At 71.7% G+C, this 12,293-nt stretch carries 11 protein-coding genes; 8 read left to right on the forward strand and 3 right to left on the reverse strand.

The features are described from left to right. Window positions 1–5: 5 nt before the first annotated feature. The gene (locus EDC82_RS02115; protein WP_074039752.1) at window positions 6–1,220 is read right to left on the reverse strand and encodes a glycosyltransferase; all 1,215 of its coding nucleotides are present in this window, start codon (window positions 1,218–1,220) and stop codon (window positions 6–8) included. Window positions 1,221–1,547: 327 nt separating this feature from the next. Here EDC82_RS02115 and EDC82_RS02120 point away from each other — a divergent pair, with 327 nt between their 5' ends. The 8 genes from EDC82_RS02120 to crtI all read left to right on the forward strand — a co-directional run bounded on the left by EDC82_RS02120 (window position 1,548) and on the right by crtI (window position 9,636). Continuing rightward, window positions 1,548–2,507, forward strand: coding sequence for a phytoene/squalene synthase family protein (locus tag EDC82_RS02120; RefSeq protein WP_131940455.1), 960 nt, complete (start codon window positions 1,548–1,550; stop codon window positions 2,505–2,507). Window positions 2,508–2,586: 79 nt separating this feature from the next. Further along, window positions 2,587–3,612 (forward strand): DUF5914 domain-containing protein, encoded by a 1,026-nt coding sequence (locus tag EDC82_RS02125; protein ID WP_062256476.1) that lies wholly within the window; start codon window positions 2,587–2,589, stop codon window positions 3,610–3,612. A 31-nt stretch (window positions 3,613–3,643) separates the two neighbouring features. Then, a complete protein-coding gene (locus EDC82_RS02130) occupies window positions 3,644–4,114 on the forward strand; it encodes a lycopene cyclase domain-containing protein (protein ID WP_040014990.1) in 471 nt (156 codons plus the stop codon). 1 nt (window position 4,115) lies between these two features. Next, the gene (locus EDC82_RS02135; RefSeq protein ID WP_038566746.1) at window positions 4,116–4,433 is read left to right on the forward strand and encodes a lycopene cyclase domain-containing protein; all 318 of its coding nucleotides are present in this window, start codon (window positions 4,116–4,118) and stop codon (window positions 4,431–4,433) included. Beyond that, window positions 4,430–6,178, forward strand: a complete 1,749-nt coding sequence (locus EDC82_RS02140; protein WP_131940457.1) for an FAD-dependent oxidoreductase — start codon at window positions 4,430–4,432, stop codon at window positions 6,176–6,178. Before EDC82_RS02135 ends, EDC82_RS02140 begins: the two co-directional genes overlap by 4 nt. Next, window positions 6,175–7,383 carry a polyprenyl synthetase family protein gene (locus EDC82_RS02145; RefSeq protein WP_115296604.1) on the forward strand — a complete coding sequence of 403 codons (1,209 nt, stop codon included), beginning with the start codon at window positions 6,175–6,177 and terminating at the stop codon, window positions 7,381–7,383. Before EDC82_RS02140 ends, EDC82_RS02145 begins: the two co-directional genes overlap by 4 nt. Before the next feature lie 55 nt (window positions 7,384–7,438). Beyond that, complete coding sequence (gene idi / locus EDC82_RS02150) at window positions 7,439–8,158, forward strand: isopentenyl-diphosphate Delta-isomerase (protein ID WP_074046427.1); 720 nt, start codon at window positions 7,439–7,441, stop codon at window positions 8,156–8,158. Then, entirely contained in the window at window positions 8,155–9,636 is a 1,482-nt protein-coding gene (gene crtI, locus EDC82_RS02155; protein ID WP_131940459.1) for a phytoene desaturase family protein, read from the forward strand. Before idi ends, crtI begins: the two co-directional genes overlap by 4 nt. Before the next feature lie 20 nt (window positions 9,637–9,656). On the opposite strand, the gene EDC82_RS02160 is transcribed toward crtI, so the two are convergent. Then, window positions 9,657–10,553 carry a diacylglycerol kinase family protein gene (locus tag EDC82_RS02160; RefSeq protein ID WP_131940461.1) on the reverse strand — a complete coding sequence of 299 codons (897 nt, stop codon included), beginning with the start codon at window positions 10,551–10,553 and terminating at the stop codon, window positions 9,657–9,659. Continuing rightward, window positions 10,550–12,250, reverse strand: coding sequence for an FAD-binding oxidoreductase (locus EDC82_RS02165; RefSeq protein ID WP_062256465.1), 1,701 nt, complete (start codon window positions 12,248–12,250; stop codon window positions 10,550–10,552). The genes EDC82_RS02160 and EDC82_RS02165 overlap by 4 nt, the downstream gene beginning before the upstream one ends. Window positions 12,251–12,293: the final 43 nt, after the last annotated feature.

Below are 12,293 nucleotides of genomic sequence, written 5' to 3' on the forward strand. Positions count from 1 at the left end.
TCACGTCATGCCCCGCCGACGAACTGTTCGATGGCGGCGACGGCCACGCCCGCGCCGTCCTCGGTCGCCACCTGGCGTCCGAGATCCACTGCACGCTCGCGCATTCCAGCACTCATCGCCGCGCGCAGCCGACGCGTCAGCAACCCCGCGGTGAGCAATCGACGCGGCAGCGGCGCGGGTGCGAGGTCGAGCGTGTGGAGGCGGTGCGCCCAGTGGTACTGGTCGGCGAAGTGCGGGACGACGACGCTGGGCGCGCCCGCGGCGAGCGCGGTACCCGTCGTCCCCGACCCGCCGTGGTGGACGACGGCGCGCACCTGCGCGAACAGCGCGTGGTGCGGCTCGTCATCGATGCCGACGACGACGCCATCCGCCTCGCGCGGCGCACCGTCGAGCTGGACGAGCGCGCGCACGCCGAGTCTCCGGCACGCCTCGGTGACGACGTCGACGACGCGGCCCGGTGAGTTCTGGTGCATCGAGCCGAACCCGACGGCGATCCACTCGTCGCCGGAGGCGAGCAGCGCCCGGGTGCGCTCCGACAAGCCCTCGTGCGGCGCCTCGCGCCACCACCCCGTGACGACAGTGCGGGAGTCGTCCACCGGCTCGGCGAGCAGCGGGCTGTACGCGTGCAGCGAGCCAAGAGTCGCCGTCGTCAGGCCCGTGGGGTGGGCGGCGCGCAGGTCGAGTCGGCCGTCGGCCCATCCGCCGTCGACGCCCGCGAAGTACGGTTCGACGCGCCGCAGCGCTCCACGCGCGCGACGCCGCACACCGGTGGGCAGCGTCCACGCGTACGGCAGCAGCGGCATCGGCCCGTCGAGCCTGTCGAACTCGGGCCACAGGTGCGCGCGGACGACGGGGACGTCGGCGCGCATCGCCTCGTCGACGGCGGCGATCGCGAAGCTCGAGGCGACGAGGACGTCGGCGCCCGCGAGCGCCTCACGCGTGGTCGGCCCGAACGACTGCAGGAACTCGGCGAACACGTTGCGCGTGCGGTTGAGCGCGCGCAGATCACCACGCCGCAGTGCGGTGCCCGCCGGGCCGGCGAGGAGGGCACCCGGATCGCTCGCCACCGTCACGACGCGCGGGCCGTCCGGCATGACGTGCGCGAGCGACGCGTGGGTGACGACGGTGACGTCGTGCCCACGGGCGACGAGACGCGCGGCGAGCACCCCGAACGGGACGGCGTCGCCGCGGCTGCCGGCGGCGGCGATGACGACCCTCATGCAGCCCGCTCCGACGGGTGAACGCACGGGGTTTCGGTGCTCGCGTCGCGTTCGCGCGGGCGTCGGAATCGCATGGCACACCTTCGAATAGCCGGACGGGTGCCCTCATCGTAGTGCCGCCACGACGGCACGAACGGGCCCGCAGAGTCGCCGCGGCACGGTCGCAAACGCCAACCCCCATGGTCGAATTCCGTGATTTTCCAACGCCTCCGGGGCGCTCGCATCGGCGCGTCGGCGGCTATGCTCATGGTTCGGACCCGCGAGCAGGTCCCCCTCACCTGCGACCGGCCGATGGACGTTCACACCCCGTCACCCGTGGAGGCACTCGTGACAGACCCCGAGGCCCTCCTCACGCATGGCTACCGCCAGGCGCGCGACATCACCCGCATGCACGGCACGACGTACTACTGGGGGACGCTGTTCCTGCCGCCGCAGCAGCGCCGCGACGTCTACGGCCTGTACGCCCTGTGCCGCCTGGCCGACGACATCGTCGACGAGCCCGACAAGGCCACCGGGCACGGCCTCGACGCATCGTTGCCGCCGGGGGAGCGTCTCGCGCAGTTCGAACAGCGCTTCCAGGCCGACCTCGCCGCGGGGCGCAGCGACGACCCGTTGTTCGCCGCCATCGTCGACACCGCCCGGCGTCTCGACCTCGATTCCGGTTGCTACGACCGCTTCTTCGGCGCCATGCAGCTCGATCTCGTCCGCACGTTGTGGGCGTCGTGGCCTCAGCTGCGCGACGAGTACATGGAGGGCTCGGCCGCCGTCATCGGCGAGATGATGCTGCCTGTGCTGCGCCCGCGCTCGCGGGAGGTCGCGTTCGCTCCGGCCCGCGCGCTGGGGCTCGCGTTCCAGCTGACGAACTTCCTGCGCGATGTCGGCGAAGACCTCGAACGCGGTCGCGTCTACCTGCCCGCCGACGAACTCGCCGCGCACGGCGCCGACCCGTGGCTGCGCCGCGTCACCCCGCAGTGGCGCGCGTTCATGGCCGAGCAGATCGCCCGAAACCGCGCGCTGTTCCACGACGCCGAAGCCGGTCTGCCGCACCTGCCTGCCTCGTCGCGACGGTGCGTCGGCGCGGCGCTCGCGATGTACTCACGCATCCTGTGCCTCATCGAGGCGGCCGACTACGACGTGTTCAGCACGCGCCACCGCGTCTCCGCAGCACGCAAGAGCGCCATCGCGGGAGCCGTCGTCGTCACCGGACGCGCCCGAACTGCGGCGCCGGTCGCGCCCTCGTCATCGGCCGTGGCGAACGAGCCGGCCGTGACGTCATCCGCGTCATGAGCGAGGTGCACCCGACGATGGAGACCGGCTCGACCCACCGCACCCCCTCGCCCACCGAAACTCGCCGAAGGAGCCGCAGATGAGACGCCCGCCCCGCAACCGCGCCGAACTGCGTGCCGAGATCGCGCGGCGCAACCCGATCCGACGCGTCCCGCAGCCGCCGGAGGAGCAGATTCGCTCGACGTGGCGTCAGGCCGCGGTGCCCCGCATCGAGCGGATGCTGGCGCGCGCCCTCGCCCAGGACGCGGGTGGCTGGCACGTCGCGGCGGCGAGCACGGACGTCGTCGCGGGGCGTTCGACGGTGCGCACGATCCTCGGACGCGAGATCGCGTTGTGGCGCGGCACCGACGGCTCGGCGCTCGCGGGGCCGGGCGCGTGCCCGCACATGGGTGCGCTGCTGGAGAACTGCCACACCGATGACGGCGACGTGCTGTGCCGCTGGCACGGGCTGCGGCTGCCGAGCGAGTGGCCGGGCGAATGGCTCACCTACCCCGCGCACGACGACGGCGTCCTGTTCTGGGTGCGGTTGCCCAGCGACGGCGAGACGCCGAGCGATGCGCCGGTGCTGCCCCCGCGCGCTCCACTCGACGAGGCGCTCGTCGCGGTCTACACGCGTGAAGCGCGCTGCGAGACGTCCGACGTCATCGCGAATCGCCTCGACCCGTGGCACGGGGCCTGGTTCCACCCATACGCGTTCAGCCACCTCGTCGTCGACGAGGACGCGAGCGACGACGACTGCCTCGTCACCGACGTGACGTTCCGCCTCAACCACACCTACGGCGTTCCGGTGCGCGCGGCGTTCACGTGCGCCGACAGCCGCACGATCACGATGACGATCATCGACGGCGAGGGCGTCGGCAGCACCGTCGAGACCCACGCGACGTGCGTGCAGCCGGCGAGCGCCGAGCAGCCGGCTCGCAGCGTCATTCACGAGGCGACGATCGCGCACTCCGAGCGCCCCGGTTTCCGTGCGGCGCGGGCATTCGCGCCGCTCATCCGCCCGCTCGTGCTGCGCACGCAGGGCCAGTTGTGGGTCGACGACCTCGAGTACGCGGAGCGTCGCTACGAACTGCGTTCGGGTTTCGCGAGGGACGGGCAGTCGTGACGGCGGCCGACGTCGTGGTGGGGTGGGCGACATGAGCCTGCCCGCGTCCTGGGATCCCTATCAGTACCTGCTGCTCATGGGTGGATGCCTGCTCATCACGCTGCCGCTCGAACTCGTCCTGCGCGCCCGCGTGTACTCACGCCCGCGACGGTTGCTCGCGGCGCTGCTGCCCGTCGTCGTGCTGTTCAGTGTGTGGGACATCGTCGGGATCGTGCGCGATCACTGGTCGTACTCGCCGCGGTTCACGTCGGGTTGGGATGTGCCGCTCACCCCGATGCCGATCGAGGAGCTCGTGTTCTTCGTCGTCATCCCGATCTGCGGGCTGCTGACGTACGGAGCCGTCGGGTTCTGCCTGCGCCTGCTCGCCTCGTGGCGCTCGAGCGGGAGCGCGAGAAGTGCTCTCGCCCGGGTCGATTCGGACGGGCGGGCGGGCGAGGGACGCCATGTGGCGGCTGATGGCTCGTCCGCGCGAGGCGATCATCGCCCGTCGAGGGAGGTGTGACGTGCCCGAGTACACCGTGCTGACCGTCGCGTCGATGATCGGCGTCGTCGCTCTCGAAGGGCGTTGGCGCACCGGCATCTTCACCTCGGCGCGCTACTGGTGCTCGATGGTCATCGTGTTCGCGTTCCAGATCCTCGTCGACGGCTGGCTGACGAAGCTGAGCGACCCGATCGTCCTCTACGGGCGCGATCAGTTCCTCGGCATCCGCTTTCCGTGGGACATCCCGATCGAGGACTTCGGGTTCGGCTTCTCGATGGTGACGCTGACGATCCTGCTGTGGGAACACCACGGCCGCCGCCGAAAGGAGAACGCACGATGAGCGCGACGATCGAGGCCTTCACGGCGGGGCTGCGACGGGTGCCGCCGTGGCGCCCCGGACGTGATGCGGCGGCCGAACGGCATGAGCCTGACGGTCGGGGTGGCCCTGCTGCGTCGAGGGTGGCGGACGCCGCGGCCCCCCACGTCGTCGTCGTGGGTGGTGGGATTGCCGGCATCAGCGCCGCCGTCGGGCTGGCCGAGCGCGGCGTGCGCGTCACGCTCATCGAGGCAGAAAGCAGCCTCGGTGGCCGAGTGCGCAGCTGGCCCGTCGACGTGCCGACCCCGGGCGCTGACGCGTCGGGCGCCCCGGACGATCGAGCGACGATGAGCCGCGGGTTTCACGCGTTCTTCCGCCAGTACTACAACCTGCGCGCGCTGCTGCGCCGCGTCGACCCGGGCCTCGAATGTCTGCGGCCCGTCGCGGACTACCCGCTGCGTCACGCGGACGGTACGCAGGATTCGTTCACGCAGATCGCGACGAGGCCGCCGCTCAACTTCCTGTCGTTCGTCGCCCGCAGCCCCTCGTTCGGTCTGCGCGACCTGTCGCGCGTCGACGCCGACCGCGCCCTCGACCTGCTCGACGTCGACTTCCCCGCCACGTATTCGCGCTACGACGGGGTGAGCGCCGCCGACGCCCTCGACGCGCTGCGATTCCCCGAGCGCATGCGCTCGCTCGCGCTCGAGGTGTTCGCACGCAGCTTCTTCGCCGACCCGCGCGACTTCTCCGCCGGCGAACTCGTCGCCATGTTTCACATGTACTTCCTCGGTTCCGGCGAGGGGCTGCTGTTCGACGTCAGCCGCGACGACTTCGACACGACGATGTGGCGACCGCTGCGCTCCTACCTCGAAGACCTCGGCGCGCACGTCGTGACGGGTTGTCGCGTCGAGTCGATCGAGCGCGACGGCGAGGGTTTCCGTGTCAGCGCCGGCGCGGCTGCTGCGGGTGCGGCGGGTATCGACGAGGCGAGTCGCGGCCGCCTTGACTTCGCCATCGACCGTGACGATGCCCATGGCTCGCTCCGCGCCGACGCCGTCGTCATCGCCACGAGCCGTGACGTGCTGCAGCGTCTCGTCGACGGCACCGACCTCGGCGACGAGGCCTGGCGTGCGTCCGTGCTGACCGGGGAGATGGCGCCTCGTTTCATCGTGCAGCGACTGTGGTTCGACCGCCCCGTCGCGGCGGGCAGCGCGCCGTTCGTCGGCACGGCCGCGTACGGCCATCTCGACAACGTCTCGCTCGTCCACGACCTCGAGGACGGCGCCGCGCAGTGGGCCGAGCGGTGCTGCGGCAGCGTCGTCGAACTGCATGCTTACGCGGTGCCCGACGACGTCACCGATGACGAAGTGCTCGCCGACCTACGACATCAGCTCGAGCGCCTGCACCCTGAGCTCACCGGGTGCGAGCCGGTGCACGAGGAGGTGCTCGTCGAGGCCGACTGCCCCCTCGCCGGTACGGACGAGTGGGCCGCGCGCCCGGGCGTCGTCACGCCGCAGCCGAAGCTCGTCCTCGCCGGTGACGGCGTGCGCTGCGAGCTGCCCGTCGCGCTCATGGAGCGGGCGGCGACGACCGGTTTCCAGGCCGCGAACGCGTTGCTGCGCCACTGGGGGTTGCCCGGGCACGAGCTGTGGAGCGTGCCGACGCGGGCGCGGTTCCCGCGGTCGCTGCGCGCCGCCCGTGCGGCGCTGCGCCTGCGCGAGCGTGGCCTCGCGACGGTAGGTCGCGATTCGTCAGGGCGTGGCCGATGAGCGGACGGCAGGACGACATCGCCCTCGACGCCGGACGTTTCGGGCGCGAAGGACTCGGGCTCGAGCGGCGCGCCGCGGGACGCTGCGACACCGAGAGTCGAGATGGAGGACGCCGCAGCGACGCGTGCCGTCTCACCGATGCCGCCAGCTTTCTCGACGCCGTGCAGGCGCGCTTGGCCGAGAGCCTTGCCTTCGCGGCCGACGCCGGCGGTGTGGTGACGGCCGGACTGCCCTCGTCAGCGCTGGTCGAGGCATCGTCGCTCGAGACGCTCGTGCGTGATCTTCTCGCAGCCGGCGGCAAACTCGTGCGGCCCCGGCTCGTCCGCCTCGGGTACCTGGCGGCGCGCGAGTGCACCAACCCCGACGACGACCCCGCGACCACCGACGCTGTCGTTCGTGTCGCTGCGGCGTTCGAGTTGTTGCACCTGTTCGGGTTGCTGCAGGACGACGTCATGGATGCCTCTGACACGCGACGCGGCACTCCGACCGCGCACCACCAGGTGAGAGCCGCCGCAGCTCAGCCCGACGGCCCCGACGCTGCGCGCCTCGGCGACAGCGTCGCCGTTCTCGCCGGTGATCTCGCGTTCGCGCTCGCGAACCGCCTCGTCCGCGCTCTGCCGGAGCACGTGGCCGACGCGTGGGACGCAGCGGTCGTCGAGCTCGTCACCGGCCAGCGGCTCGACCTCGTCTTCGCCGCCGAGGCACGCCTCGACGAGGTGAGCACACGCCGCGTCGCGCACGCAAAGTCGGGCGCGTACACGGTGCAGCGCCCCCTCGAGATCGGCGCGTTGCTCGCCGGCGAGAGCGCGCCACCGGCGTGGCTGAGCCAATTCGGCGCCGCGCTCGGTGAGGCGTTCGCGCTCGCCGACGACATCATCGGCCTGTGGGGCGAACCCGCCGTCACGGGCAAACCGGCGGGCGAGGATCTGCGCGAACGCAAGCCGACGACCGTCCTCGGCCTCGCCGACTCGGCCCTCGACGGCGAGCTGACGCGACGCCTGGCGCCGGGTCGCGAACCACTCGACGAGGCCGAGACACACGCCTGGTTGCAGCGCCTCGACGCGGCGGGCGTGCGCGCGCAGGCCGTCGCCCGCATCGCCGATCGCCACGCTGATGCCCTCGATGCTCTCGCGGCGCTGCCGCAGGGCGCGGTGCGTGACGAACTCACGCGTTTCGCCGACGAACTGGCGGTGCGCGATGCGTGAACGTCGTCAGGATCATCCAGCACCTCACGCCGACGACTCGAAAGAAGCACCCCCGATGCGCGAGACGCCGATGATCGACGCGCCCGGCAAGCCAGCGGAAGCGACGTTCGGTGCCGCGCCCGCCGCTCCTACTAGGGGTGTGCCGGCCGCGACCGACGACGTCGTCGTCCTGCTCGACGATGACGGCGCCGCGATCGGCACGTGCCCGCGCGCCGAGGTGCACACCCGTGACACGCCGCTGCATCGCGCCTTCTCGAGCTACCTGCTCGACGACGCGGGTCGCCTGCTGCTCACCCGTCGCGCGCTGACGAAGGTCGCGTGGCCGGGTGTGTGGACGAACACCTGTTGCGGGCATCCGCGCCCCGACGAACCCACGCAGGACGCGGTGAGCCGGCGCGTGCGTGAAGAGCTCGGGCTGGATGTGACGCAGTTGCGCGTCGTCCTGCCGAGCTACCGTTACCGTGCGGTCGACGCGTCCGGCATCGTCGAGCACGAGATCTGCCCGGTGCTGGTGGGGCGCATCGACCCGGCGCAGCTCGAACCGCACCCCGACGAGGTATGCGAGTGGGCCTGGGTCGCCTGGCCCGACGCGGTCCACCTCGCGCGTCGCACTCCGGCGCTGCTCAGCCCGTGGGCAGCCGAGCAGATCGTGCTGCTCGCCGAGCAGCTGGGGGAGAACGGCCTCTCGCCGCTCGCGCTCCCGCACGATGAGACCGCGCACGAGCACACGCAGCACGAAGAACACGAACCCCTCGATGAGAAGGATCTCGCATGAGTCGCGTCGTCGTCATCGGAGCCGGCCTCGCCGGCCTGGCCGCAGCCTGTCATCTGCGCGGCGCCGGGCACGACGTCGTCATCGTCGAGAAGCAGGCGCAGGCGGGTGGGCGTGGCATCCGCCTCGAGCGGGACGGGTTCACGTTCGACACCGGCCCGACCGTCCTGACGATGATCGACCTCGTCGACGAAGCCCTCGCGCAGATCGGCGTGGGCGTACACGATGTGCTCGACCTGACGCTGCTCGACCCCGCCTACCGCGCCTGCTACGCGGACGGTTCGACGATCTTCGTCCGCCACGGCCACGAGGCGATGCGCGAGGAGATCGCGCGCGAGTGCGGCGCGAAGGACGCAGCGGCGTTCGACGACTTCGTCGCGTGGCTGCGGCGGCTGTACGAGGTCGAGATGCCGCACTTCATCGACGCGAACTTCGACTCACCCCTCGACCTGCTGCGCAACCCGGCTGCAGCCGCGCGGCTCGTGAGGCTCGGCGGGTTCCGTCACCTCGGGCCCGTCATCCGCGAGCGCTTCGACGACGAACGCCTGCACCGCATCTTCTCGTTCCAGGCGATGTATGCAGGTCTCGCGCCGGAGAAGGCGCTCGCGCTGTACGCCGTCATCACGTACATGGACTCGATCGAGGGTGTCTGGTTCCCGGCCGGCGGCATGCGCGAGGTGCCCGAGGCGATGGCGCGTGCGCTCGGGCGCACAGGCGTCGAACAGCGCTACGACACGACGGTGACGCGCATCCTCACCCGCGCTGACGGCGCCGTCGCCGGGGTCGAGATGTTCGGCCCGAGTGGTGACGAGCGGCTGCCGTGTGACGCGATCGTCTGCACGACCGACCTGCCCATCGCCTACCGCACGCTGCTCGACGACCTCGAACCGCCGGCCGTCCTGAAGCGTGCGACGTACTCGCCGTCCGCGGTCGTCTGGCACCTCGGGGTCGAGGGTGTGCCGAGCGACGCCGCGCACCACAACATCCACTTCGGCACGGCGTGGGAGGAGTCGTTCGACGATCTGCTCGTGCGCGGCACGCGGATGCAGGACCCGTCGCGGCTCGTCACCATTCCGTCTCGTGACGACGCCACCGCCGCGCCGGAGGGTTGTTCGACGTTGTACGTCCTCGAGCCCGCACCCAACCTCGACGTCGGGCGTGTCGACTGGGCGGCCGAGCGGCCGCGCATGAAGGAGGAACTGCTCGCTTTCCTCGATGACGCCGGCTACCCGACGACGATCGTCACCGACGAGTTCGTCGATCCCACCGACTGGCAGGCGCAGGGTATGGCCGCGGGAACGCCGTTCGCGCTCAGCCACACGTTCCTGCAGACCGGCCCGTTCCGCCCGCCGAACGTCGAACGCCGCCGCCCCGGCGTATTCTTCGCCGGTTCCGGCACCGTGCCGGGTGTCGGCGTGCCGATGGTGCTCGTCAGCGGCAAGCTCGCCGCGGCGCGCGTCGAGGCCTACGTCGGGCGCTGACGGCTCGACGCTCAGGCGTCTCAGGGCGCCGGCACGAGGACGCGCAGGGCGTCGGGCAGCGCACGGAACGTCGTCGGCGACGCCTCGAGCAGGTCGCCGTCGGCATAGACATCCCCGACGTGGGGCGTGATGACGCGGATCTCGCGTCCGCGCAGCGCTCGAACACGTACCCCGTCGACATGGGTGCCGCGAAACAGGCGCGGCAGCATCGCCGGGTAGTGCCAGCGTGGGATGTCGGTGACCACGGTGACGTCGAGCAACCCGTCGCTCATCGACGCGTCGGGGTTGACGCGCATCCCGGCGCCGAATCGCCCCGAGTTGCCGATCGCGACGTTCCACCCGGTGAACTCGTGCGTCACCCCGTCGACGACGAGCGTCAACGGTCGCGGCAGCGCGTGCACGAGCGTTCGAGCGCCGCCGTAGGCGTAGACGAGCGAACTCGGCACCGCGCGCGGAGCGTCGTTGGCGTACGTGTTCGCCATCGAGTCGTAGCCGAGCGTCGCCACACCGAGGAAGACCGTGGCGGTCGACGGGTCGCCGTCGCCGGCCAGTCCGACGTCGAGGCGGCGTTCGCGCGCGACGGCGAGCAGCTGCGCGGCGCGTCGCACGTCGCCCGGGCCCCCGAGTGCGCGGACGAGGTCGTGCCCACGCCCCGCGGGCAACGGCGCCATGAGGCAGCCGCTGACGACGGCGCCCGCGGCCACCCGCCCGTAGAGCCCGTCGCCGCCGAGCGTGACGAGCAGGTCGTCGACGCTCGCGTCCGCGGCGACCTGCGACGCGTGGTCCGCCGACCGCGTGACCACGACGTCGACGTGCCAACCGTGCGCGCGCAGGATGTCCGTCACCGGATCGATCATGCGCAGCGTCGCACCCTTGCGCGCAGCCGGGTTGACGACCAGGGTGACGGGCCGCGTCATGACGCCCCGGCCTCGCACGCGTCGGGGGCGTCGTCGACCGGCGGAACGAGCTTGCCGGGGTTGAGGATTCCGGCCGGGTCGAGCTCGTTCTTCACCGCGCGCAGGATGCGCGCGCCGAGCTCGCCCATCTCGTCAGCGGCCCAGGCGCGGTGGTCGGTGCCGACGGCGTGGTGGTGCGTGATCGTGCCACCGTGTGCCGCGATGACGTCGCTCGCGGCCGTCTTGACGCGGCGCCACTGGGCGAGCGGGTCGCTCTCCTCGCGGCAGAAGAACGTGTAGTAGAGCGAGGCGCCGCCGTCGTAGAGGTGCGAGACGTGGCACTGGACGACGGCGTGCGGGCCGATCTCGGCGCTGATCGCATCGCGCACCGCGCGGTAGAGCGTCGGCAGGTTCGCCCACGTCGTCGCCGTCTCGAGCGTCTCGACGAAGATGCCGCGATCCATGAGGTGGTCGCGCTGGTAGGGCCCGCGGAAGCGGTGGCTGATCCAGTGCTCGGCGATCGACGCGGGCGCACGTCGCGCACCCGACGCGCGCAGCACGCGGTGCGCCTGTCGCCGGCGCCGACGCAGGGTGGTGCGGTCGGTGTCCTCCCAACGCAGCACCCCGAGCGACGGCTCGCGGGCGCCGCGCGCGGCGAAGGTCGCCATCGCCGCGAGCCCTCGCGCCGACTGGGCCAGGATCGTGCGTGATTCCTCACCGTCGGAGAGGCGGCTGACGTCCGGCATGACGCCGTGGCCGAGATCCTGCGCGAGCGCCCGGAACGCGTCGAACCCGTCGGTGAACGAGTCGAACGCCCAGGTCTCGTAAGCGAACTCGGTCGGTCCCTCGTGCAGCTGCAGCGTCATCTCGGTGATGACGCCGAGCGTGCCCTCGCTGCCGATGAGCACGTCGATGAGCTTCGGCCCGGCGGCCGTCGCCGAGCTGGGAGTCCGCCCGCCGAGCGTCAGCTCGCCCTCGGGCGTGGCGAGGGTGACGGCGACGACGTTCTGCTCGAACCGTCCGTACCCGGAGGACGCCTGCCCGGAGCTGCGCGTCACGAGATATCCGCCGAGCGTTGCCTGTTCGTAGCTCTGCGGGAAGTGTCCGAGCGTGAGTCCGCGCGGACGCAGCACGGCTTCGAGCTGGGCGCCGCGCAGCCCGGGCTGGAGCGTCGCGGTGCGCGACGTCTCGTCGATGCTGACGACGGCGTCGAGGCGCCGTAGGTCGAGACTGATGACGCTCGCGAACCGACCGCGCACGGGGTCGACACCGCCGACGACGCTCGTGCCACCGCCGAACGGGACGACGGCGATCTCACGCTGCGCGGCGAGGCGCAGCACCTCGACGACCTCGCTGCCGTCGGCGGGAAACACGACGGCGTCCGGCGCGTGACTGCCGTCGCCGGTGCGCAGCCGGTACAGGTCGGGGTAGCTCTTGCCCCCGGCGTGCTCGATGCGCTCGCGTCGTTCGACGCTGACGTGCGCGTCGCCGACGAGTGTGCGCAGGGCGGCGAGGTCGTCGTCGTCGAGGGTGGAGGCGGGCAGCTCGACGTCGTCGAGCGCGACGGGCGGAGTGTCCTGCTCAGCCGGTTCGATGCCCTTGGCGAGCTTCAACCCGCGCCAGACGAGCGGGGAGAGTTCTTTCTTGAGCTGCGGGTCTCCCCAGCCGTGCCACACCGAGCGCGGGGCGGTCTCGACGAGGTTCGCGTCATCCTTCATGTCTCCATCATGCCGTGCGTGAGACACTGACTCACGATTTGTC

Origin of the sequence: Dermacoccus sp. SAI-028 (genome assembly GCF_004346775.1) — a bacterium.
GTDB lineage: Bacteria > Actinomycetota > Actinomycetes > Actinomycetales > Dermatophilaceae > Dermacoccus > Dermacoccus nishinomiyaensis.